Source organism: Endobacterium cereale (assembly GCF_009617585.1).
GTDB lineage: Bacteria > Pseudomonadota > Alphaproteobacteria > Rhizobiales > Rhizobiaceae > Neorhizobium > Neorhizobium cereale.
Genome location: NZ_WIXI01000026.1, coordinates 1 through 24,313, shown reverse-complemented (window position 1 = coordinate 24,313; position 24,313 = coordinate 1). Strand labels below are relative to the sequence as shown.

Below are 24,313 nucleotides of genomic sequence, written 5' to 3'. Positions count from 1 at the left end.
CCGTCGGTGGCTTCCGCCATCTGCTCGGCGCGAATGCGCGCCTCCTCAGCGTTCTGGCGGCGCTGTTCTTCGGTCATGTTGCGCTGCTCGTCGGCCTGACGCTCCAGTTCCTTCGTCTTCAGCGCATTGTCCTTGAAGACCTGCACGGCGCGTGCCATGGCTCCTGTCTCGTCCGGACGGTTTTCGCCTTCGATCGTGGCATTCAGGTCACCGGCAGCCAGACGTCCCATGGTGGATGTGAGGCGGCCGATGGCGTTGCCGAGCGACTTGGCGAACAGGAAGAACGCGGTCAGGGCGAGTAGCGAAATGACGAGAGTGACACCAAGCATGGTCCAAAGCGAGGCTCGGGCACCTGCAAGGATCTCGGTCGCGTCCGTCCCCACCTCAATAACACCGATCTTCTCGCCGGCGAATGAACTGAACGGAACGGCTTTGATGAACATGTCACGGCCTTCGAGGACGTCTTGTTCAAAAACCGATTTACCCTCGAGTGCGGCTTGAAGGGATAAGTTGTCTAGGAATGCTTGGTTCCCGTCGGTCGAGGATTGGTTTACAAGCTTGCCCTCAGACATGACATTGATCGAGATTTCGGCGCCGAGTCGTTCTGCCAGCGGTGTAAAATAGGGATTCGAGAGCTCCGTTCCGATATCGATCACGCCAACCACTTGGCCGCCAACAATGACTGGGGCGACAGCATAGATGCCGATCCCCGTTCTGCCGGGTTCTATACCAGCTGCAAGCTTGCCGGACGTGATGGCCGATGCGACCGTCTTGCGGCGACCCATATAGTTGTCACCGAATTTGTCAGGGGCGTGCATGCGGGCGATAACGTTGCCGTTAGCATCTGCAATCGTGACAAGTTGCAACCCACCGGCTTGCGCCATGGCAGTAAGATTTTTCGAAAGTTTGCTGATCAACCCTTGGCGATCATTGCTTGCAATCAGCGCTGGGGTATCGGGCTCGCCAGCAATAACGAGGGCCAATGCCGTGGCAGATCGTTGGATAGCATCCATGTCCGTCTGGATGACTTGCAGGTCGCTCGCTGCCTTATTGTAGAGCGCCTTATCGTTCATCGTTCGCTGCTCGTACCAGGCGACGCCGCCAATGGCAGCGCTGGTGAAAAGCACAGCCCCGCATCCATAAAGGGTAATCTTGCGCCAGAGGGGTTTGGTTACGGTCGAGGTGGCAGTCATAATTCATTTCGCTCGCATTGCTTTGGCGACGACCGTTAAATCAGAATGTTGAATTTTAGCTAAATATTATCGGTGTCTTTCGGCGCTTTTACCGAGCTCACAATCCAGTGTGACCATCCGCGCGTGTTTCTGGACCCACACTGATTATAAGAGGGCATTGCTACTCGCTTGGTCGAGCATGGTCTTACGCAATCCAGAATCCGAGCCCGATTAAGCGCTCAGGCAGTTGCACATTCTTGTGTGGCGTCAGCAAGAAGCGCTCTAGCTGCGGCGGGACCAAGAGGACGGGAGAGAAGGAACCCTTGCAGGTGGTCGCAGCCAAGTTTCATAAGTTGCTCTCGCTGGTCATGCGTTTCGACACCCTCTGCCGTGATCATCAGCCCTTTCGCCTGCGCCATGTTGATCATCGCGATCACCAGCGCCCGGCTGTCCTCCTTATGCATCTCGTTGATAAAAGAACGGTCGATCTTTATTCTGTCCGCTTCGATTTTCTGGATCCGAGAGAACGACGAATAACCAGTTCCAAAATCGTCGATTGCAAAACGGATCCCGGCATTCCGCAACGTTGATACAGTTTGTGCTACTCGGCCGTTCTCATCCGCGGCAGCACTCTCTGTCAGTTCGATTTCCAGTCTGGATGGTTTGATCCCCGCCTTGGCTAGCGCTGACAGAACTCGAAGGGGGTAGCCCGGCGCCGCAAGTTCGCTCGGCGATGCGTTGATCGCGACATCGATGTCTGGAAAGTCAGCCATCAAGGTGCATGCATCCTCAAGGACTATCGCTCCGATCTGATTAATTGCACCGCAATCTTCAGCGACAGGTATAAAGATGTCTGGGCTTATGAAGCCAAGTTCTGGGTGCTGCCAACGAACCAACGCTTCAAGGGAAACAACGGTATTCGTTTCTGCTGAAAAGACCGGCTGATAGTGAACTTCAATGCCGATCTTGTTCTCGACTGCCTCGCGAAGATCGTGCTCCAGAGCGCGCCGCTTCTTCAACAGTTCGTCCATATGGGCGCCGAAAACCGCGTAGGTGTTTCTACCGGCGGCCTTAGCATGATACAAAGCTATATCCGCATGTCTTGTCAGCTCGTCACCATTGGCGGGGCCGACAGAGGTCGCTAACCCAACACTGGCCCCAACGCTCACGAACACCCCGTCGATCAGGAAGGGAGTTCGCAGAGCTGCGACCACAGCTTCAGCAGTTTCCTCGGCCTTACCGGATTCCTGATGCGCCAGATGAATCGTGAACTCATCACCGCCGATCCGGGCGATCAGTGCGGTCGGGAGAAGTTCACGAAGTCGTTGAGCGGAATCAGCAATCAGCCTGTCGCCCACCGGATGACCTAGCGTGTCATTGACTTCCTTAAATTTGTCCAGATCGATGAACAGAACGCTGTGGGTCTCGTGTTGACGGGCATTTTTGAGATCTGTGTCGAGATGCTGGGTGAAGTACGCGCGGTTGGCAAGACCTGTAAGTGCGTCATGAGTCGCCTGATGTCGAAGTTCAGCTTGGCTTTCCTCAAGGCGTGCAGATCGTCTCCAAAACATACCTCCCGCAAGACTGGCCGCTGTGAATATTGCCACGAAGACAAAACCCAACATTGGCCTTGTCGCTTGCAACACGCTCTGGCCAGGCCGGAAAGGGATCCAATGAAAATAGCCCACAGTCCCGCCCGAGCGCGCCGTTAGCGCAACAAAGGAAAGTTGGTCGTCTTTAGGTTTCGAGACGCTAAACGAAAGGTTCTCAACGCCATAGTCTCTGGAAATCAAGGTCGGCAAATCGCCGTCTAGGAAACGCACTGCGACGTGCAGATTTTCCGAGCCCGGCGCCTGCTCGATATCACCAGTGTCCGACACGATTGGCTTTACGCTGACGACAGCGGGACGAAAGCCAACGAACGCAACATCAGCTTCCCCAATCGACAGCGTTTTGTTGTTAACGCCGCTGCGATCGCCGGAGGCGAGGCGGCTTTGTAATTTCTCTGCTAGTGGTCGGTAAGCCTTCTCTAGTTGATTTGTTCTGGGTGCATTCGGGCCGTTGGCTATGAATTGGTATATTGGCTTAAGGTTTTGACCGAGCACCACTGCTGCATCGTGATCGAAGTAGCTGTGCATCCAGGCGCCGAGATTGGTGTCGAGCCAATCCATGTTTCTTTCAGACGCGTTCCGCACCGCGTCGTCCCACACGGTCGCACTTTCCTGATCATGTGCAACAGAAGCCTCCAGCTTCGCGACCGTCAGGGTTACCAACACACGCTGACGTTGGGCGGCAACCTCATCGATGGCCTGACTTGCCAATGCTAATGCCAGAAGAAGAGAGAGGGAAATGATCGCCGCGGCGGTTACTGGTAAGGCTAATGTCAAAAACCGTCTTGACTGGATGTTTATATGCACTGCGAACCGCCCCATTGTTTCGAAGACGGTAAATCAGCAGTGCTTAATACGCGTAGAACACCTATGGTTAAGGGACCAATATAGAGCAAGCGTAGCGTACGCTGCCGGACACAGGACATGAATACGTCAATATGTCATGTTTCTAATCACGCTTTTGTTGATTCGGAGTGCAATATGCCATTTTCGACGATCAAGACGCCAGTACAGCCCGCTGAGCTGGACCTTTTGCAGCGAGTATTTGACGGCATATGTGCAGAGCATCAGCTATCCAAGATAGGTCCAGATGCCGAAGCTCTCGCGCTCATACTCGTGAGACAGCTGCAAAATGGGGTGAAAAATGAGAGCGAACTTGCAGCCTTGGGGAGTGGGTTAATGCATCACGCCTGAGCTCGTTCAGCGCCGGCTCCGAATTCCTTACGCGCCCTTGCTGCAAATCACTTTCTTGTCTACCTGAGATCAGAAGGCTCCCGTACGAAAGCGATGGGTTCGAATTCTCAGGATATCACAGTGATACTGTCGGTCGCACCCTGCAAAGCTTGTAAGGATACTCACTTCGTGTGCGAGGCCCACCCGCATCGGGCGCGGACTGGAAGGCGGCCGTGTGTTTGTGTGAGCGTAAGTATCCCCTGCCCGGCTTGCACCAGCGACGCCGAGTGGGATAAACCCCCACAAGCATTTAGTCAGTTCGCTGCCATTGCAGTTACAGGGTGCAACTGACTGTCGGTCCAAACGCAAGGCCGGCATCACACGAAAATTTGCTTTACCCGACGGGTGGAAGGTTCGGTGAGCCCGCCGCGATTACCGATACCTACACGCCCGTAGTTGGATGTCTACTGGCAAGACAGTCGCGCCACATTCGTCTCTCTGAACGCGATTTAGAGAATAACCGCCTGCGCTCACGCGCAGAAAAATCTTGGCTGACGTTATGCGGCAGCATCATTGATTTCGCTGCGGTATTTCAATGGGTCGTTGGTTCGAGTCCTTTCAAGGTCTAAACTTTGAAGATTGACTCAGATAACGGTCGCGCGGAGGGGATTGATAATGTCGATCCCCTGAAAATCTCGTTCGTTGTCGGTCACAACAATACAGTCATTAGACTGGGCAACCGCAGCCAAGATCATATCCAAGGCACTTCGTGGGCGGCCCGTCGCCTTCCCATGTGCCATTAGCTCTCCCCAGATGAGAGCTGCCTTTTCATCGAACGCGAGGATGCGGCCAGCAAAAAGCGATTGCGGCCCTTCATTGCCGGCAAACCACGTCTCAAGAGTGGCTCGCTTTTTACCCGAGGGCTTCTCCAGTATTCCTCGGTGTATCTCTGCGACTGTAAGCGATGTGATGAACAAATCATCGTCGGCCTGATCGGCCATCCACGACAGCAGTGACGCTGACGGTTCGGGTTTTGTGATATTGCTTAGAATGTTGGTGTCGAGCAAATAACGCATTACAAATCGATCTCGCGACCTTCTTCGCGTGAACGGGCTGTGTCGAGATCGGCTCCGACCAGCGGCGATCGGCGAAGCGCAGCGAGAATACCACCTTTTTTAGGCGGTTCCCCAGCGAGTTTCTCGCTGACAACGTTACGCAGATTGGCTGCTTCGGGACCATCATCTGCCAAGCGGCGCGCAAGTGATCTAATTAGGTCGCGATCACTATCGCGTCCGAGGACTTCAAAGCGAGCAAGGCCGCGGTCGACCAAGCGGCTCCGATAATTCTGAATTGCGCGTGTTTGAGAGCTGACCATCGAAACCTCCGGATATTTCCAGTAATATATCCAGGCGCAATCCGCTGTGCAAGTCGCATGTGGAAATAACACTGGGTTTAACTGACTAGCTATCTTGGTTACCATCGCGGGTGGCCGGTTCGATTCCGTTGTCTAATCGCCTGCATCGGGTCAAGCGGATTTTAAACGAGGTACTTCGTTGCCGTGTTTCTAGCGCGGCATCTTCTCTAAATTTTCTTTCGACATCTTTCATTCCTGCAAATTCGTCCGGTGCTGGGAGCACGGTTGTCTCCGCGGTCGACATGCAGTCGCCGCATGATGGGTTTTCGCAGGGCAGGTCTTCCTATGTTCAAGACGCAGTCTCAATGAGCTGCGACGGAATCGACGGAATGACCCAACCCACGTCCACAGCAGGGACGCCCAGCATCTCAGTCTGATTGAGGTGCTGAGGCAGGTAGGCCGGCGCTTCGGTTAAGCTGCTGCGCCGCCCAATGGATTGAACGCTTGCCCGGCCTTGAGCATGCTATGCATTATGACGGCAAGTTTTCGCGCAACAGCAACCGCGGCACGTTTGAAGCCCAGCCGCTCACGCAGCTTCAGCCCCCAGGTCTTTAGACTGCATTCGGTCCTGGCAGTGGTTCTCGTTAAGAGAACGGTAGCTGCCTCGTAGAGTAATCCCCGCAGCCGACTGTCACCGCGTCGCGAGATATGGCTATCATAATCTATTTCGCCAGACTGATAGCGCCGCGTCGTCAGCCCTAGCCAAGCGCCGACTGAGCGCGAGGTGGGGAAGTTGTCGGGATCTTCGATCGCGGCAATGTACGAGACGGCCGTGACGGCACCAACGCCTGGAATCGTCATCAGGAGTTGGATGCGCGCTTACGTATGTCGCGCCATGCCTCGAGCAGGGGCAATATCACACCTGCCAGGCCGCTATTTCCATCCAGCAGCGCTCTCACATAAGCATCAAATGCCCCGCCTTTCCCTTTGGGTACGATGAGACCAAACGTTTTTAGGAGGCCACGTATTTGGTTGCTGAGCTGCTTGGAAATGCTTACGAGCTGGCTACGCGCTGCCACCAGTGTGCGTGTCACCATGTTGTCGAAAGTCTTTACTCGCACGACTTTGTAAAATCCGGCTTCTGCCAACTGCGCTAAGCCATCCGCATCATTGGCATCAGTCTTGTTGAGGGTTTCATTCAGAACCTTTTGCGCATGACGTGCTTCAATGCAGATCGCGGGAATTCTTTCGGCATTCAGCGCATGATAGAACCATGTCGACAGTGGACCTGTCTCGAAGACGACTAGCTTTGCGTGCGGAGCATGCTTGCGGATGATTTGCGATATAACTTTCGGATCAGAAGGGCATTTCCCCCGCCAGATACGCTTCCTATTCTCTCGGATCGAAACCGCAGTATCTTTCAGCGAAACATCAAGCCCGATATATTGGTCCATGGTTGCCTCCCATTTGATGTTGGGCCCGGTTCCAATCGTGAGCCCGTATTTCCATCTTACCGGGGGCAACCACCCATGTCAGATATTGCTGAGGCAATGCCTTTGGGGAAACCGACCCGCGATTACCCCATGTTCAAGTCCTTGGCTATGAAACCGGCTCATGTCCTAATTCAGGAGTCCCTGAAGTCTTCTGAGGGCTGATGACCAAACAGCGTATCCCGCCGCATTCATGTGGACCAGATCGGGCAGATAATATCGGAACATCGGCAGGCCGTTCTCGCCGATCAGGCCGGTGCTGGCCTCGACCCATGTCGTGTCGTCGCGCTCGTTGCACCAGTCGCGGGCCCGCTGGTTGAACTGCGCGAACTCGTGGCGGTAGATCCAGCGGGCCGGGCTATCCTTGATCGACAGGACGAACACCTCGGATTGTGGCAGCGCTTGCGAAATTCGGTCACGCAATTCCTGCAGATGCCGAAAGGCCGTTTGAGCCGTGAGGCCGTCGCTGGCAATATCGTTTTCGCCGAAATAGAGCGCGATCCTGCGCGGCTTGAGCGGTGCTAGCAACTGGTCCAGATAATGGATGCCGGAGAGAAACGTGCCTCCGCCAAAGCCCAGATTGACGACGTCGAGAGACCCGAGATCCTCCGCGATGGAATTCCAGATCCGGAAGGAGGAAGACCCGTAAAAGGCGATCGGGCTGGCGGGAATGCCGAGCCGCTCCAGCCGTGCCAATACGGTGATGATATCGTTTTCGTGTCGGCTCGTGCCGATGCTGGCGGGGAAATTGTACATCTCATTCCTCAGGCAAATGGTGGGGCAGCGCCTTGCCGGCCATTGCGACCTCGCGCTGCGCGCCGGGTTTCATGAAAGCGTGTGGCGCAGCACATCCATGGCGCCACGGGTCAGCACATCGTCGGCGCCCATGACGATGCCCAGTCCGAACACTCCCGCGGCGATGACGTAAAGATCGTTCAATCCGTCATTGCCGACGATCGTCGCTTCGTCACCGGACGAATACCAGCCGGATTCGCGCGCCTGCCTGAATTCCTGTCCGATCACCATGCCGTGGACGTAGGAACGCAGCTGATCGGCGGAGAGCTTGCCCGCAAGGCCGCCCGTTCGCGCCGAAAACAGCAGGGACAGCATGGCGCCGCAGTTCTTCGCTTCCTCGAGACCCCAGCGGTATGCTTGCGGATCGTTGATGGGAGGCTGCGTCGCTCCGCGCGCGATGAACGAATGGTTCAGCAGCAGCGCAAAAATTTCGCCTGTCACGAATGTCTGGAAGCCGTCGATCCGGCCTGCCTTGACCTTCGCCCATTTGCTGTGTGTTCCGGGGATGATCACCGTTGCATCGCGGTCCAACCCATAACCCACGACCTGGGTTTCCTCGCCGCGCATCACGTCGGGGAAGGGCTGGCGCGCGGGATCGGTCAGCCCCGGCAAAAGCACCAGTTCCGAACCGTTCGGTAGAACCATTCGAACCGTGCCGCGTGCAAGCTCTGCCGGACCGGCCGGGCAGGGCACATAGGGAATTTCGACCCAGCCATTGCGGCTGGTGATCATGCCAAGGGCGACGACCGGCAAAGCGCCGTGGGCGGAAAACCAGGGGTCAAGCGCTGTCATGAGTGCGGCCTCATGGTCGCCTTTTCCGAGCGACGAGATGCCCTGTGGCGTTTCCAGACTGTCGAGTTCTTCGCCGTCATTGCCGACGAGTGCTGCTCTCAGTGACGTTGTTCCCCAGTCGACGACAATCGATGCTGCGTTTCCCATGCCATGAGCCTCCTCCGCTCGTTTCATCTTGGGGCTTGTCATAGGGCTTTGCTGCGTATAGTGTCAATCTGTGAGTTTATAGTGCCACTATATGATACTTCATTGGGAGGTGAGGAAATGGTAGCTGGGCTGAAGGGCATTTTGCCTGTTCTGCCGACGCCCTTTTTGGCGGACGGTGCCGTGGATGAGGCGGGCATGTCGCGGCTGGTGCAGTTCGCTCTCGAACAGGGTGTGGATGGCGTCGTGTTTCCCGGCTTTGCCAGCGAGGTGGAAAACCTTGAAGCCGACGAGCGCGCCAAGCTTTTGAAGATCGTGGTGACGACTGTGGCCGATCGGGTGCCGGTGGTGGCGGGTGCCAGTGCGGCCGATTGGCGCGACGTGGTTGCGCATGGTCGCGTGGCGGCAGATCTCGGCATCCGTTACCTGATGGTGCAGCCGCCGAAATCTGTCGGCACCGATGCGCCGGCGCTGATCGAATTTCTCGGCAAAGTCGTCGAAGCGCTGCCGGACGTGGAGATCATCCTCCAGAACGCGCCGGCGCCTCGCGGTTCCGATCTGTCGCCGCAGGCAATCGTCGAGATCATCAATGCCCTGCCGCAGGTCGCCTATGTGAAGGAAGAGACGCTTCCGGCCGGTCCCGCCATCAGCCACATCATTGCGCACGCCCCAAGCACGCTGAAGGGTGTGATCGGCGGCGGCGGTGCACGTTATATTCTCGACGAATATGCCCGTGGTGCGACCGCCGCCATGCCGGCGCTGGAAATTGCCGGAGAGCATGTTGCGATCGATCGGGCGCTTGTTGCCGGCAAGCGGGATGAAGCGCGCAAGGTCTATGTGCGCACCCTGCCGCTTCTGGTGTTGCAGGCGGTCTATCGCATGCGGCTGACCAAGCATGTGCTTGTTCGGCGTGGCGTGATCGATGGTGTCGGCGTTCGAGCGCCGACACCTGATCTCGATGCGGCGGCAATTGCCGATATCGATGGCAATCTGGTCGAGCTCGGGCTGCTTTCCCCGGAGGCCGCATGACCAGCCCCATTTCCACGGTCGAGGTTTTTACGCTCACCCAGCCGCGCAAGGTGCCTTATCTCGGCGCATTGCGCGAAGGTGAGGTGGTCAACCCGAACGGTTACATCGTGCGCAAGGGCAATCGCACGGTCTATCCCACCTTCGACCGCAGCGTTCTTGTCCGTATGACGACACGAGATGGCATTGTCGGCTGGGGAGAGACCTATGGCATCGTCGCGCCCGGCGCGGTCGCGGCCCTGATCAACGACCTTCTCGCCGGTTTCGTGATCGGGCGCGATGCCGCCGATCCATCGGCAATCTACGACGATCTCTACGACATGATGCGCGTGCGTGGTTATACCGGCGGCTTTTACGTCGATGCGCTGGCAGCGCTGGATATCGCGCTCTGGGATATTGCCGGTCAGGAAGCTGGCAAGTCCGTGCGCGATCTGTTGGGCGGCGGGGCCGAAAGTTTTCCGGCTTATGTGTCCGGCCTGCCGGAAAAGACGCTGCAGGCGCGTGGCGAGCTGGCCAAATACTGGCAGGATCGCGGTTTTGACGCCTTCAAGTTTGCAACGCCGGTGGCAGATGACGGCCCGGCCGCCGAAATGGAAAACCTGCGCAAGGTTTTAGGCGTTGACGCAAAAATCGCCGCCGACATGCACTGGAACCAGACGCCGGAACGGGCGCTGGAGCTGATTGCCGAGATGGCGCCGTTCGATCCGTGGTTTGCCGAGGCGCCGGTCTGGACCGAGGATATTGCAGGCTTGGAAAAGGTATCCAAGGGGACCGACATCCCGATTGCGGTCGGCGAAGAATGGCGCACCCATTGGGATATGCGCGCCCGTATCGAGCGCTGCCGCATCGCCATCGTGCAGCCGGAAATGGGCCACAAGGGCATCACCAATTTCGTCCGCATCGGCGCGCTTGCGACCGAACACGGCATCGATGTGATCCCGCATGCGACCGTCGGCGCCGGCATCTTTCTGGCGGCCAGCCTGCAGGCGTCCTCGACGTTGAAGACGCTGAAGGGCCACGAATTCCAGCATTCGATCTACGAACCGAACCGTCGCCTTCTTTCCGGTGACATGGATTGCCGCGAAGGTCGCTATTACCTGCCATCGGGGCCGGGAATAGGGGTGAAGCCATCGGAGGCGGCGCTCGCGCTACTCGAACGTATCTGAATTGGTTCTTTGGAGGAGGAAACCATGAACAAGAGAGTGAAAAGACTGGCGCTCGGCGCCGCGACTGCAACCGTGATGATGATGGCCAGCCTTGGCCCCGCCATGGCTGACACGGTCCTGAAATTCATCTCCTGGCAGACGGATGATGCCGGCACCGGTGAGTGGTGGCATTCGGCGATCGCCGAATTCGAAAAACAGCATCCCGGCGTAAAAATCGAATTCACCAAGGCGGAGCGCAGCTCCTATGCGGACACGATGACAACGCTGTTTGCGGCCAACCAGCCGCCGCAGATCGTGCATCTCGCATCCTTCGAATTCCAGATGTTTGCCGATAGCGGCTGGCTGGAACCGCTCGATCCGTGGCTGAAGAAGGACGGTATCGACATGACCGGCTGGGCCGGCCAGAAGACATGCGAATGGAACGGCGAAACCGTCTGCATCATGACCAACTATTTCGGTTTCGTCATGGCCTATAACAAGAAGATCCTGGATGCGGCCGGTGTCGCCGTGCCGAAAACCTACGACGAGTTTCTTGCCGCCGCCAAGGCCACCACCAAGGATCTCAACGGCGACGGCATCGTTGACCAGTTTGGAACCGGCCATGAAACCAAGGGTGGTCCGGGCCAGTATCTGACCGAAATGCTGAACTACATCATCGATGCCGGCGCTTACTGGACCGATAAGGACGGCAATATCACCATCGATACGCCACAAATGGTCGAGGGCCTTACGCGCTGGAAAACCGTGATGAAAAGCGGCATCAGCCCGGTCGACATGAGCGCCAGCGATGTGCGCAAATTGTTTGCCGACGGCAAGATGGCCATGCGCATGGATGGTCCATGGCTTTACGGCACCACCGAAAAGGGAACGGCCAAGAGCGATATCGTCTACGCAGTGCCGCCGCTGACGCCGCCGCTCGGCGGCTCGTCGAACGTGCTGGCCATGCCGTCCGACATTCCCGACGATCAGAAACAGCTTGTCTGGGACTTCATCAAGCTGACGATGACGCCTGAATTCCAGCGCACCTACGCGACGCTTGGCGGCAACACGCCGCCAAGCCCGAAGGCCGACGTGTCGGGCGTCGAAAAGACCATTCCGCATTTCCCTGTTCTGCTGCAAACGATGAAGGCGGCATCCGAAAAGGGCATAGACCGGGTGCCGATCGGGCTGGAGCTCTATTACAACGAGTTCAGCAAGATGATCATGGAAGAAACCCAGCGGATGATCATTCAGGATCTCGATCCGGCGGAAGTGGCAAAAACCATGCAGTCCAAGGCGGAAAGCATCAAGGGCTGATCCGTTTCGAGATCATGGCCCGCCGTCTCGCGGGCCATGGACATCACGAAAGCATCCGGCAGGAGTACCATTCATGACCGACACCGTTCGGGCGGGGCGGCGCAAGTTCTTTGACCTTGCGCGCCCCAGCCGTCAGCATCTTCTCGGCTACATCCTGATCGCTCCGGCGGTGCTGATGGTTGCCGCCATCATCGTCTGGCCGCTCATCCTGGCGATCGACCTGTCGTTCCAGCAGGTGAAAATCCCGCGGCTCGGCGGCGCAAGCCGACCGTTTTCGCTGAGCAACTATACCTGGCTGTTTTCCTCCGAGGAATTCTGGCTGGCCTGCTGGGTGACGCTCAAACTGGTGGTGGTCGTCACCGCCGGCAGCGTTGCCGTCGGCTTGAGCACGGCGCTGCTTGCCAACAACCGTTTCAGAGGACGCACCGTTGCCCGGCTCGGCATGGCGCTGCCCTGGGCGGTGCCGGAAATCATCGCGGTCGTCATCTTCGCCTGGATGTTCGACACGTCTTTCGGCTTGTTCGGCTGGCTGGCGATCCAGCTCGGCTTTTCCGACCAGATGATCCCGTGGGTCAGCAGTTCGACGGCGGCCTTCTGGGCGGTGGCGATTACGATGGTGTGGAAGGGCTTTCCCTTCGTGTCGATCATGTGCCTTGCCGGCCTGCAGTCCATTCCATCCGACTACTACGCCGCCGCCAAGGTGGATGGCGCCAGCGTCTTCCAGCGTTTCCGCTGGATCACCATGCCGCTTCTGATGCCGGTTCTGGGCGTCACGCTGGTCCTGACCTTGCTGTGGGTATTCCGCGATTTCTCGATCATCAAGGTCCTGACCGGAGGCGGTCCGCTGCGCTCCACGCAGACCCTGTCGATCATGACCTACGACCAGGCCTTCCAGTACCACAACTTTGGCCGTGCCGCGGCCGTCGGTGTGCTGACGCTGGTCATCTGCATCATCGCCAGCCTGCTGATGCTCGGCCGGCGCTCGAAATCGATCTATTGAGGAGGCTCCAATGAGACGTACATTCGCCCAGAGCCTCGCGCTTTACGCCACGGTCATCTTCACGCTGCTGATGATCCTTTTCCCGGTCTACTGGCTGCTGGTCACGGCGTTGTCGACCACCGACGAACTCTATCGCCTGCCGCCGACCTTCTGGCCCGCCGATCCGCAATGGGACATTTTCGCCCGCGTCTGGGCGGCAAAGCCCATCCTCATGTGGCTTTGGAACTCGATGCTGGCGGCTGTCGGCTCGGTGGCATTGTCCATGCTGGTTTCGGTCAGCGCCGGCTATGCGCTGTCACGTTATTCGATGCGCGGCGGGGCCACGATGGGCCTGTTCGTGCTGACCGCAAAAATGCTGCCGGCCACGCTTCTGGTCATCCCGCTCTTCTCGATCTTTTCGAGCTTTGGCCTGATCGGCAGCCTGTGGACGCTGGTGCTTGCGCATTCGACCATGATCATCCCCTTCGCGACCTGGATGCTGAAAGGCTATTTCGACACGATCCCGAAAGAACTCGAGCAGGCCGCCATGGTCGACGGCTGCTCGCCGATCGGGGCGATGGTGCGTGTGGTCCTGCCGATCGCCACGCCCGGCCTTGCCGCAACGGCGCTCTATGCTTTCGTGCTCAGCTGGGCCGACTACGCCTATGCACGCACCTTCCTCGTCAACTCCCCCGACAACTGGACGGCCAATCTCGGCATCACCACGATGCAGGGCGAATATGTCACCTACTGGAACGACATCTCCGCCGCATCGGTGTTCATCGCCTTGCCGATCATCGCAATCTACCTCTTCCTCGAACGTTATTTGGTCGGCGGCCTGACCGCTGGCGCGGAGAAATAAGTATGGCCAATATTTCCATTCGCAATGTCAGCAAGTCCTATGGCGCGCTCAATGTCTTGAGACCCTTTTCGCTGGAAATCGAACACGGCGAGTTCGTGGTCCTGGTCGGCCCTTCCGGCTGCGGCAAGTCGACGATGCTGAAAATCCTCGCGGGTCTCGAACCGGCAACCGAAGGCCAGATCTTCATCGGCGACCGCGAGGTGACCGACCTTGCCCCCGGCGATCGCGATATCGCCATGGTGTTCCAGAATTACGCGCTCTATCCGCACCTGACGGTGCGCCAGAATATCGGTTTCGGGCTGAAAATGCGCGGCACCGACAAGACGGAAATCGACCGGCGTGTCGATGACGCGGCACGCATTCTCGAGGTGACGCCATATCTCGATCGCAAGCCCAAGGATCTCTCGGGTGGACAGCGCCAGCGTGTGGCTTTGGGTCGGGCGATCGTGCGCCAGCCACAGGCCTTCCTGATGGACGAGCCGCTCTCCAACCTCGATGCCAAGCTGCGTGTCCATATGCGTGCCGAAATCGGCGCGCTTCACAAGCGTATCGGCGTCACCACGGTCTACGTTACCCACGACCAGGTCGAGGCGATGACCATGGCGGACCGTGTCGTCATCATGCAGGGCGGCCTCATCCAGCAGATCGCCGCACCCGACGAGCTGTTCAACAACCCCGCCAATCTTTTCGTTGCCGGTTTCATCGGTTCGCCGGGGATGAACTTCCTCAATGCGGAACTACGCGATGGCCAGCTTACCGCCTTCGGGCAGCAGATTTCGCTGCCGCGCGCCACCACCCATCAGGGACCGGTCGTCGTTGGCCTGCGGCCGGAACATCTGACGCTCGGTGAAGGGCCCGTGACCTTCAGCGTGCGCCCGACGCTGGTCGAAAGCCTCGGCTCAGAGAAATACGTCTATTTCGAAGCCGAAGGGGCCCGGATCGCCGATGGCGAAGACGGCAAGTCGAAAGGCCTGATCGCCCGCGTGTCGCATAGCGGCACCCTGCCGAGAAACGAGGAGATCAGGCTCGGTTTCGATCCTGCCCTGCTCTACCTCTTCGACTTCAAGACGGGTGAACGGCTATGATCCTCGTCACGGGATCGGCTGGTCGTGTCGGTCGTGCCGTCGTCGCTGCATTGCGGGCAAAAGGCCGGGCCGTGCGCGGCTTCGACCTGCGGTCGTCTGCCGCCGGCGGCGAGGAAATCGTGGGGTCGCTTGAAGATGCGGATGCCGTGGCGCAAGCTGTCGAGGGCGTGACCGACATCCTGCATCTCGGTGCCTTCATGTCCTGGGCACCGGCGGATCGCGATCGCATGTTTGCCGTCAATGTCGAGGGCACGCGACGGCTGCTGGATGCAGCGTCCACGCAAGCCGTGCGTCGCTTCGTGTTTGCGTCTTCCGGTGAGGTCTATCCGGAAAACCGTCCGGAATTCCTGCCGGTAACCGAAGATCATCCGCTGGCACCGAATTCTCCCTACGGCCTGACCAAGCTGCTGGGCGAGGAACTGGTGCGTTTCCACCAGAGAAGCGGCCGGATGGAGACGGTGATCCTGCGTTTTTCCCATACGCAGGATGCGGCCGAGCTGCTGGACGAAGACAGTTTCTTCTCTGGTCCGCGCTTTTTCCTGAAGCCTCGCATCCGGCAGCAGGACAATTTCGGCAACACGGCCGTGGCCGATCTTTTGCGCTCCAAGGATATCGGCCAGCCGGCGCATGTGCTGGCACGAAACGAAAGCGGCCGGCCGTTCCGCATGCATATTACCGATACCCGCGACATGGTTGCCGGCATTCTGCTGGCGCTTGATCATGCCGATGCGGCGGGCGGCGTTTTCAATCTCGGCTCCGATGAACCGGCAGACTTTGCCGAACTTCTGCCGCGCATGGCGGAGTTGACGGGCCTTCCACTCGTGCCAGTCGATTTTCCCGGCGCCGGCGTCTATTACCACACTTCGAACGCGCGGATCAGGAACACGTTGGGGTTTGAAGCGGAATGGACGATGGACCGGATGCTGGAAGAGGCGGCCGCCGCAAGGCTGCACCGTCTCGCCGGGAGGACGAGGCAATGAAACCGGAAACACCCGGCGGCACGGCGGCACTCGCCAAGGGGCTGACGCTTCTCGACATGGTGGCGGATGCGCCCGAACCGCTGCGCTTTGCCGAATTGTTGCGGGCTTCGGGCCTGCCCAAGCCCACCTTTGCGCGTATTCTGCGCACTCTGATCGCCTACGGGCTGGTGCGACAGGACGAGGCGCGCGGCACCTATGTGCTCGGGCAACGTTTTCTCGAAATGTCCCACAAGGTTTGGGAGAGTTTCGATCTCGTCTCGGCGGCGATGCCGGAGCTGGAGCGGCTTGCGGCCGAACTCGGCGAAACCGTCGCCCTGTGTCGCCTCGATGGAGTGATGGCGCAATATCTGGCCGAACGGTCTCCCAACGGGCTTTCGGTGCGGGTCGAGGTCGGCCGCCGCGTGCCGCTGCATTGCACGGCACCCGGCAAGGCGCTTCTCGCCTTCCAGGATCCTGCCGTCGGGCGCGCGCTGATCGACCGGCTGACGCTGGACGCTGAGACGCCGCAGACCATTACCGCGCTCGATGCCTTGCAGGCCGACCTGACGTTGACGCGGGCACGGGGATATTCGATTTCTTACGAAGAACATCTTCGCAGCGTGAATTCTGTAGCGGCACCCGTTATGGGGCGCGATAACACGCCGATCGGCGTGCTGGTGGCGCTTGGCCCGTCCTCGCGCCTCGATGCATCCAACATCCATCCGGCCGGCCGTGAGCTGATTGCGGCAGCACGCCGGATCACCGGTGCGGCGGGCGCCGTTGCCATCAGTTCGCGCCCCCGTCCGCGCACCGCCGTCGGCCGGCCGATGGCGGATCTCAGCTGTATCCTGCCGTGGGGTGCGCAACTGGGCGAAAGCCCTGTCTGGCATGAGGCCGAAAACGCGCTTTACTGGGTGGATATCCTGCATCCGGCGGTGCATCGCTTCGATCCGGCCACCGGCCGCAACGAAACCACCGAGACCGGCAAACTCGTCAGCGCCGTCATTCCGGTGACGCAGGAACGCCTGCTGGTCGCTTCGCAGGACGGTATCGAATGGCTGGATTTTGCCTCCGGTCGCCTGACGCCCTTCGTCAGCCCGGAAGCCGGCATCGTCGACAATCGCCTTAACGATGCCAAATGCGGACCGGATGGTGCCGTCTGGGTGGGCTCGATGCGCATCGATGCTTCCAAGCCGACCGGAGCGCTCTACCGGATCAACGCCGCCGGTGCTTCCGAGCGCAAGGAAGGCGGCATCGTCGTTTCGAACGGATTGGGCTGGAGCCCTGACGGGCGTACCTTCTATTTCGTCGATACGGTGCCGGGTTTTATCCATTCCTATGATTGCGATCCGCTGACCGGCGCCTTGTCGGGGCGGCGTGAATTTGCCCGGATCCCCGTCGCCGATGGCCGGCCGGACGGACTTGCGGTTGATGCCGAAGGCGGCGTCTGGTGTGCGATCTGGGATGGCTGGAGCGTGCGCCGTTACCTGCCTAACGGAAAGCTCGATCAGGTGATAGAACTGCCGGTGCCGCGTCCGACCAGCATCGCCTTCGGTGGCGAGGACCTGTCGACGATGTTCATCACTAGCGAACGCACACGTCTGCCGGCGTCTGCCTTGGCGGATGCCCCGTTGTCGGGTGGTCTGTTCTCCTGTCGTCCTGGCGTTGCCGGAGCGCGTATTCCCTTGTTTGAAGGATAGATGATGCGCCTTGAATCAGTCTTTGGCCTTGAAGGCCGCACGGCGCTCGTTACCGGCTCCAGCCGCGGCATAGGTGCCGCGATTGCCGAGGGTCTGGCAGGTGCAGGTGCACATGTAATCCTCCACGGCACAAAAGTCGGTGGTGCAGCTGCCGTGCAAGCGCGTATTTCAAGTTCGGGTGGTACCGCACAGGAACTGGCTGCCGATCTCTCTGGCCCGGGTGCCGGACGCGATCTCATCGAACGCGCCGAAGCGATCGCTCCGGTCGATATTCTTGTCATCAATGCCAGTGCCCAGATCAACGCTGCACTTGCCGATCTGACACCAGACGATCTTGCCTTTCAGCTGTCAGTCAATCTGGGCTCCACCGTGGATATGCTGCAGGCCGTCTTGCCGCTCATGGCTGCCCGAAAGTGGGGACGGGTGGTGTCGATCGGTTCGGTCAATCAGCTTCGCCCCAAGGGCATCGTCACCGCCTATGCCGCCACCAAGGCAGCTCAGCACAATCTCATCCAGAGCCAGGCACGTGATTATGCACGGGACAATGTGCTCCTCAATACGCTTGCACCCGGCCTGATCGATACCGATCGCAACGCTCATCGCCGCGATGAGGACCCTGAAGGCTGGGCGGAATATGCACGCACATTGAACTGGATGGGACGGGCCGGCCGGCCGGAAGAAATGGTGGGCGCCGCCATCTTTCTGTCGTCGCAGGCCTGCAGTTTCATGACCGGCGAGACCTTATTCCTGACCGGTGGTTACTGATGGATTTGCCGGCGCAGCTGAGTTCGCTTCTGCCTGCCGGTGCAGTCCTCACGGGCGATGATATGTCCGCCTATCTACAAGACTGGTGGGGGCGACAGACAGGTTCGGCGCTCTTCGTGACCCTGCCCAAAACGACTGAAGATGTGGCTGCAATCGTCCGCGCTTGTGCAAACGCCGGACATGCTATTGTTCCACAGGGTGGCAGGACCGGCCTGACCGGTGCTGGTGTGCCGGGTGCTGGCGACAGGCCGCCGGTCATTTTGTCCCTTTCGCGCATGCGCAGCATCCGCAAGATCGACGCGATCAACGGTTCCATCGACGTCGATGCCGGCTGTGTTCTATCCGATGTCCAGTCTGCCGCTATCGCTGCAGACCGCCTCTTTCCCGTCAGCCTTGGCGCAGAAGGTTCGTGCCAGATTGGTGGGATCATCAGTACCAATGCCGGCGGTACCAATGTCCTGCGTTACGGCACCACCCGCGAAAACGTCCTCGGTCTTGAAGTCGTACTGCCCGACGGTATGATCTGGAACGGCATGAAGGCACTTCGCAAGGACAATTCGGGATACGCCTTGCGGCATATGTTCATCGGCGCGGAAGGGACGCTCGGCATCGTCACGGGCGCGGTGTTGAAGCTTCATTCATTGCCCAAGGCTCATGCAACCGCCTGGGTTGGAGTTTCCGATCGCGAATTAGCGTTGCGGCTTCTGAACAGGCTTCAATCGTGTTGCGGCGAACGGCTCACGACATTCGAGCTGATGAATGCCGAACAGCTTGCAAGCGTTATTGCTCATCGACCGGTTGTCGCATCGCCGGCCGACGCTGCCTGGCATCTGCTGATCGAACTCGCAGATATGTCAGCGCCCGAATTCCTCAGTGAAATGCTGCTTGCCGCTCTGGGAGCGGCAATGAATGCAGGTGAGATTTTGGATGCCGTCATTGCGCAGAACGGCATCCAGCGGGATAATTTCTGGGCGCTACGACACGGCACGGCCGATGCCAACCGCAATGTCGGACATCTGCTGCCCGCCGACATTTCCGTTCCTGTGTCCGCTGTCCCGCAGTTTCTGAACACCGCGTCCGCTGCAGTGCGTAACCGTTTTCCAGGGGCGCAAATCGTTGTCGTCAGCCACATGGGAGATGGCAACGTGCATTTCGGAGTGAGATTCAGCCATCGGGATTGGAGTAGCCACGATGATCCGGGCGGTACGGAGGTTGCCGTCCGCACGATTATGAATGATTGCGCGGACGCACTGGGCGGCAGCTTTACGGCAGAGCATGGCATTGGTCGCAAGTTGGCCGATGAATTAAGAACGCGAAGCGACGAAGCCGGGTATCAGTCAATGCAGCGACTTAAAAAAGTGTTCGATCCGCACGGCACAATGAACCCTGGCTGTGTCCTGCGTGAGCACGATCAACTCAGCTGATCGCATCAATTTCGAGCGACGGATGATTTACTCAGAGGGCAGTTTCGACAAGCGAATTCGAATTGCCAGGTTTGTTTAGCAAAGGTCTCCCAAGCCTCACTGTTATTCATTCAAGGGGAAAAGCGGGTCGTAGGTTCGGTTCCCATCAATACGATCGGACAACCCCAGTGGCGTTTTCAGAAAAAAGCATGCTCTCACAACCTCGAGTGGGCATCCAAAGAAACGGCCCCATTTCGTCAAAAGGGTCGCTAAGATGCCAGCGAAGCCCGGGCGCCTTCGGCAAACGCTCTCGCATCTGCTGCGGTCAGTGGACGAGAAATATGGTAGCCCTGAATAAAGCGACCTCCGAGATCGCAAATCGTTGCCATCTCCGCTTTTGTTTCGATCCCCTCGACTATGCAGTCGAGACCCATATCATCGGCCATCCTGATCAATGACCTGACGATTTTTACACTGGCCGGATCATCTTCGATGTTTGTCACGAAACTCCTGTCTATCTTGATCTTCGTGAGCGGCATGGAATGGAGATGCATCAGGCTTGAATAGCCAGTGCCGAAATCGTCCAAGGATATTCCTATACCGGCAGATCGGAAGGCATCGGCAATCACCCGAGCACGTTCGAGATCGGTTGATGGCAGTTTCGGTGATTTCGAGATCGATGCGCGAAGGTTCGATGCCGCTGTTGGCAATCAGCGCCAATAGACGCATGGCGTGATCGCTCGATGACAGGTCTCGCGCTGAAAGGTTGAATGAAAGCCGGATGTGATGCGGCCAGAACCTCGCTTCCTGCAGGGCCATGCTCAAAAGTGTGCGTGTGAGCTGTTTGATATGTCCGAGCCGTTCGGCAACCGGAATGAATTCCGCGGGGGAAACCGGCCCGAGAACCGGGTGATGCCATCTCGCCAGAGCCTCGAACGCCGTGACCGTGTTATTCGCGACATCGAATATCGGCTGAAAGGCCAGTGAGATGTGTTGGTTGACGCTGCCGTCCCGGAAGGCGTGTTCGATCACCGTGAGCCGAGACAGGCTGTGATGGTGCTCCGGCGAAAATGCGAGGGCGGTGCCGGGTGCGTTTCTTTTTGCCTGATACAGTGCGAAATCAGCCTGATCATAAAGGCGTGTCATTTCTTCGTGACTTAGCGCGCTGCTTGCAAATCCAATGGATGCACCAACCTCGATCATTGCATCGGCAATGACGAACGGCTCGCGGCACACGCCACAGATTTCCTCCGCAAGCTTTTTCGGTGCAGCGGGATCGGCTGTCTGCAACAGGAAGGCGAATTCGTCGCCGCCGAGACGTGCCACGAGAGCCCTGCCATGGCTTGTCCGCGCGAGCCGCGACGCCAGTTGCGAAAGAAGTTCGTCTCCCGCTTTGTGCCCATGGACATCATTGACAGGCTTGAAACCGTCCACCCTTTGGACAGGGCGCAACCCGCACGTCCCGCGGATGACCGAAACACTTTCCGCCTTTGATTTGCCAGTCCTCTGGTCCTGACCAATCTCGAAGCTGACCTTGTCACCTTCCCGCAACGAGCCGCCGCGTTGAAGTGCGGAGACATGGACGAACACGAACAGTACCAGTCACCATCAAAGCATTCCTGTGTGCGGCCAACCACATGGTTTAGATGGTCATGTTGCTATCTCAGTACCGCTAGTCAATGACACATGTAACCGTGCGTTTTCTCATCTCAGAATTCAGGTGTGGCAGCTCAGGACCCAGTCGCATGGTTTCCCCGGTGAGGAGACCACCGCCGCGTCCACCTTTGCACTTATTTGTTTGCTCTGTGAGTCAAAAGCTTAGTCCGGACTACTTCCGCGCTTCCACGAATATGAACAGCGTGTGGTTGTCCTCCGGCCCTACCGATTGCAAGCGCGACGATCGATACATCTTCCTCAGAGGAGAGGACGTATAACACGTGTTCGGGATTCACGTATATCGGCTGGTTGTGGGTGTTTCTGAAACGGATCATTCGGCGATCGGAAACTTAGGAGAAAGGCGGCAACTATCATGATTGCAGCCTTTCTCAATGAGCGAGACGAGCGGCATCATGCCAGCGTCCTACACAAGTTGCGCATATTCGATTCGGCTAAATTTGGTCAAGTGGCACCGACCCCGAAAAGATCACCACTTGCGTTAAGCCGCGGTATCCATTGACCGGTGCCTCGGCCAACGTTGCTGGAATAACTGCGGGAGGGGAACGTTATGACCAGCCCTGGCAAAGCAGAGTGGCCAGTGGCCTGTCATACGGCTCAGTCATATTCACGCGGCCTCAGCCACGTTAGCTGGAACGTGGAAGCTCGATGCGAGCAGCATCAAAATATCGTTGACCGCTTTGGAATTGCAACGATACCAAATCGTTTGAGCTTCGTGCCGGATGGTTACAAGACACGCGGCTTGCAGCTTTGCCAGATGTTGGGATGCCGCAGATTGAGACAAACCCACAGCCGCAGCGAGTGACGTTACGTCCCACTCAGCCTGATTAAGCAATGTCAAAACATGGAGTCGGCGTCTGGAGTTGCCCCATAAAAACCGGACAGGATCAGATTTCTGTTTGACGGTTTAAGAACTCGCGGGGAGATCGATATCCCAAAGCTTTGTGCGGGTGAAGCGTGTTGTAATGCTCGAACCACAATGGCAGTTGGGCGATGACGGTTTTGGCGTCCGGGATTGAATTGACCGAGACGTAATCGCGCTTGAACGTCTTTACAAATGCTTCGGCCATTCCGTTTGACTGTGGGCTGCGGACCGGCGTCGTGCGAGGCTCCATGCCGATATCCACCAGCAGCGATTTTGTGTCTGACGCAATGAAGCATGATCCATTGTCAGTCAGCCATTCGATGGGCTTAGGAAGGACATTGATGCGGCCGAAGCGGTTTTCGACGGCCGTGATGACAAGGTCCTGAACGTCTTCGCTTTTGATGCCTTCAGTAGTGGCGACATGGGCAATTGCCTCGCGATCACAGCAGTCGAGCGCAAAGGCAACGCGGACCTTTTCTTTGTTATCGCAGCCGATTTCGAAACCGTCCGAGCACCAACGCAAATTCGATTGAGCGACAGCGACACGACCATCGTGGCGACGGCTATCAATGGCTCCCGTATGGCGTTCGAGAAGCAGGCCATGCACCTTCATCACCCGATAAACGCGTTTGACGTTCGGCCATGAGCGGCTTTCGCTACGGGCTTTACGGCGTAAGAGCGCATGAACCCGGCGGTATCCATAGGTTGGCATCTCGGAGATGATCACTTTGATTTCATCGACGAGATCATCATCCGCGAACGGCGGCCGACCACGGGTTTTGGAAGGACGCTGTCTCACTCGCTCCGCCATGTTTGACCGGGCAACACCAAAAGTCTCGCACACGGCCGTCATCGGGAACTTCCCTTCGGCAATGACAGCGAGCGCAACAGGTGTTTTTTTGGGCCGGTGGCGATCTCAAGCGCCTCTTTGAGAATCTCACCTTCCATCGTCTTCTTGCCGAGCAGACGCTGTAGTTCTTTGACCTGGTTTTGGAGGGCACGATATTCGGATGCTGGAACGACATCTTCCTCGGCAGCAGTTGCCGTCAGAGCTCCTTGGGTGGCAAGCTTACGCCAAGTGAATAACTGGTTCGGCTGGATACCGTAACGCCGAGCAACGATGCTCACGGTTGCGTCCGGCTCATATGTCTCCTGAATAATGGACAACTTCTCTGCCGTCGACCAGCGACGGCGGCGCTCAGGGCCGGACAGGACTTCTATCTTAGGACTGTGACTGGTCATAATGGGCACATTACCTCGCACACTTGTTAAGTGGGAGATCGTGTCCGGTGATTTACGGCGCCATTACAGCGTCCATTTGCGAGGGCCTGCAGGAAAAGTGCGGGCTCGTTGAATATTGACCCGGGATCATCGCGCATTTGATTTATTTGACCTTGTCTTAATTAGCATTGTCTATAGGGGCGATTCGCAATTGTCGTCCCCGGCATCCTTAGAACTCTGATATGAAGAAGCGCGACAGCAGTTGATCGGAAGGCGTGTTATTTTTGATATACGGCAATCTTGGTTTGGTATGGAGGCCGCGCCAGCAGTCGACCTCCATAGGCTCCGTCGGTGTTCAGAATTCTTCCCAGTTATCTGTCGCCGCCGCGGTCGCCGAACCGCCTTGGCCGGTGAAAGCTCTGGCAATCTTGCCGACCATGCCGCGAGCCGGGGACGCTGGCGGTACTGAGCGGGATGAGGCTGCCATGATCGCGGCAGTCTGGCGCAGGGCCGAACGTGGGTTGGCCATGCCTTGGCCCTGACCGAGCTGGAACTGACTAATCAGTTCGCGTAGGCGGCCGGCCTCGTTAGCAAGTGTAGCCCCGGCGGCATTGGCTTCTTCCACCATCGCAGCATTCTGCTGGGTCACCTGGTCCATCTGGTTGACGGCGGTATTGACCTCGGAAAGGCCGACCGACTGCTCTCGCGAGGAGGTGGCGATCGAATCCATATGCTGGTTGATCGTGACGATATGAGCTTCGATTGCGTGCAGCGCCTCCCCC

The 24,313-nt window shown here is 58.1% G+C and carries 19 protein-coding genes and 3 pseudogenes; 10 read left to right on the top strand and 12 right to left on the bottom strand.

What is annotated here, in order from left to right; genetic code table 11:
- The 7 genes and pseudogenes from GAO09_RS03955 to GAO09_RS03925 all read right to left on the bottom strand — a co-directional run.
- A partial coding sequence (locus GAO09_RS03955) for a cache domain-containing protein (RefSeq protein WP_153352775.1) occupies positions 1–1,193 on the bottom strand: 1,193 nt, incomplete at its 3' end.
- A gap of 218 nt (positions 1,194–1,411) precedes the next feature.
- Positions 1,412–3,589, bottom strand: a complete 2,178-nt coding sequence (locus tag GAO09_RS03950; protein WP_338015044.1) for a bifunctional diguanylate cyclase/phosphodiesterase — start codon at positions 3,587–3,589, stop codon at positions 1,412–1,414.
- A gap of 1,010 nt (positions 3,590–4,599) precedes the next feature.
- Entirely contained in the window at positions 4,600–5,031 is a 432-nt protein-coding gene (locus tag GAO09_RS03945) for a type II toxin-antitoxin system VapC family toxin (protein ID WP_153352773.1), read from the bottom strand.
- Entirely contained in the window at positions 5,031–5,330 is a 300-nt protein-coding gene (locus GAO09_RS03940) for a hypothetical protein (RefSeq protein WP_153352772.1), read from the bottom strand. Before GAO09_RS03940 ends, GAO09_RS03945 begins: the two co-directional genes overlap by 1 nt.
- Positions 5,331–5,780: 450 nt before the next feature.
- Positions 5,781–6,763 (bottom strand): annotated as a pseudogene (locus GAO09_RS03935) (IS110 family RNA-guided transposase).
- A 165-nt stretch (positions 6,764–6,928) separates the two neighbouring features.
- Positions 6,929–7,555, bottom strand: coding sequence for a GDSL-type esterase/lipase family protein (locus GAO09_RS03930; protein ID WP_153352771.1), 627 nt, complete (start codon positions 7,553–7,555; stop codon positions 6,929–6,931).
- A 69-nt stretch (positions 7,556–7,624) separates the two neighbouring features.
- A complete protein-coding gene (locus tag GAO09_RS03925) occupies positions 7,625–8,533 on the bottom strand; it encodes a 2-dehydro-3-deoxygalactonokinase (protein ID WP_153352770.1) in 909 nt (302 codons plus the stop codon).
- A gap of 117 nt (positions 8,534–8,650) precedes the next feature.
- On the opposite strand from GAO09_RS03925, the gene GAO09_RS03920 reads away from it, so the two are divergent.
- The 10 genes from GAO09_RS03920 to GAO09_RS03875 all read left to right on the top strand — a co-directional run bounded on the left by GAO09_RS03920 (position 8,651) and on the right by GAO09_RS03875 (position 19,792).
- Positions 8,651–9,559 (top strand): dihydrodipicolinate synthase family protein, encoded by a 909-nt coding sequence (locus GAO09_RS03920; RefSeq protein ID WP_153352769.1) that lies wholly within the window; start codon positions 8,651–8,653, stop codon positions 9,557–9,559.
- Positions 9,556–10,722, top strand: a complete 1,167-nt coding sequence (locus GAO09_RS03915) for a mandelate racemase/muconate lactonizing enzyme family protein (protein WP_153352768.1) — start codon at positions 9,556–9,558, stop codon at positions 10,720–10,722. The genes GAO09_RS03920 and GAO09_RS03915 overlap by 4 nt, the downstream gene beginning before the upstream one ends.
- A 24-nt stretch (positions 10,723–10,746) precedes the next feature.
- Positions 10,747–12,018, top strand: coding sequence for an ABC transporter substrate-binding protein (locus tag GAO09_RS03910; protein ID WP_153352767.1), 1,272 nt, complete (start codon positions 10,747–10,749; stop codon positions 12,016–12,018).
- 73 nt (positions 12,019–12,091) lie between these two features.
- Positions 12,092–13,018, top strand: a complete 927-nt coding sequence (locus tag GAO09_RS03905; protein WP_153352766.1) for a carbohydrate ABC transporter permease — start codon at positions 12,092–12,094, stop codon at positions 13,016–13,018.
- 10 nt (positions 13,019–13,028) lie between these two features.
- Positions 13,029–13,859 (top strand): carbohydrate ABC transporter permease, encoded by an 831-nt coding sequence (locus GAO09_RS03900; RefSeq protein ID WP_153352765.1) that lies wholly within the window; start codon positions 13,029–13,031, stop codon positions 13,857–13,859.
- Between the two features lie 2 nt (positions 13,860–13,861).
- On the top strand, positions 13,862–14,944 hold the full coding sequence (locus tag GAO09_RS03895) for an ABC transporter ATP-binding protein (RefSeq protein WP_153352764.1): 1,083 nt from the start codon (positions 13,862–13,864) through the stop codon (positions 14,942–14,944).
- A complete protein-coding gene (locus GAO09_RS03890) occupies positions 14,941–15,924 on the top strand; it encodes an NAD-dependent epimerase/dehydratase family protein (RefSeq protein WP_153352763.1) in 984 nt (327 codons plus the stop codon). The genes GAO09_RS03895 and GAO09_RS03890 overlap by 4 nt, the downstream gene beginning before the upstream one ends.
- The gene (locus GAO09_RS03885; protein ID WP_153352762.1) at positions 15,921–17,603 is read left to right on the top strand and encodes an SMP-30/gluconolactonase/LRE family protein; all 1,683 of its coding nucleotides are present in this window, start codon (positions 15,921–15,923) and stop codon (positions 17,601–17,603) included. The genes GAO09_RS03890 and GAO09_RS03885 overlap by 4 nt, the downstream gene beginning before the upstream one ends.
- Before the next feature lie 3 nt (positions 17,604–17,606).
- Positions 17,607–18,368: an SDR family NAD(P)-dependent oxidoreductase gene (locus GAO09_RS03880; RefSeq protein WP_153352761.1), complete on the top strand. Its 762-nt coding sequence runs from the start codon at positions 17,607–17,609 to the stop codon at positions 18,366–18,368.
- On the top strand, positions 18,368–19,792 hold the full coding sequence (locus GAO09_RS03875) for an FAD-binding oxidoreductase (RefSeq protein ID WP_153352760.1): 1,425 nt from the start codon (positions 18,368–18,370) through the stop codon (positions 19,790–19,792). Before GAO09_RS03880 ends, GAO09_RS03875 begins: the two co-directional genes overlap by 1 nt.
- 248 nt (positions 19,793–20,040) lie before the next feature.
- Here the strand turns inward: GAO09_RS03875 and GAO09_RS30225 are convergent, their stop codons facing one another.
- From GAO09_RS30225 to GAO09_RS03850, 5 genes and pseudogenes are all read right to left on the bottom strand, one after another.
- Complete coding sequence (locus tag GAO09_RS30225; protein WP_338015046.1) at positions 20,041–20,364, bottom strand: EAL domain-containing protein; 324 nt, start codon at positions 20,362–20,364, stop codon at positions 20,041–20,043.
- Entirely contained in the window at positions 20,255–21,361 is a 1,107-nt protein-coding gene (locus tag GAO09_RS03865) for an EAL domain-containing protein (protein ID WP_153352758.1), read from the bottom strand. Before GAO09_RS03865 ends, GAO09_RS30225 begins: the two co-directional genes overlap by 110 nt.
- A 691-nt stretch (positions 21,362–22,052) precedes the next feature.
- Positions 22,053–22,292, bottom strand: a pseudogene (locus tag GAO09_RS30420) (ArsR/SmtB family transcription factor); the annotation flags it as partial.
- 40 nt (positions 22,293–22,332) lie between these two features.
- A protein-coding gene (locus GAO09_RS03855) for an IS3-like element IS1312 family transposase (RefSeq protein ID WP_153352756.1) occupies positions 22,333–23,552 on the bottom strand; the annotation gives its coding sequence in 2 pieces (ribosomal slippage) (positions 22,333–23,210 and positions 23,210–23,552; 1,221 coding nt in all).
- Positions 23,553–23,886: 334 nt separating this feature from the next.
- Positions 23,887–24,313, bottom strand: a pseudogene (locus GAO09_RS03850) (methyl-accepting chemotaxis protein); the annotation flags it as partial.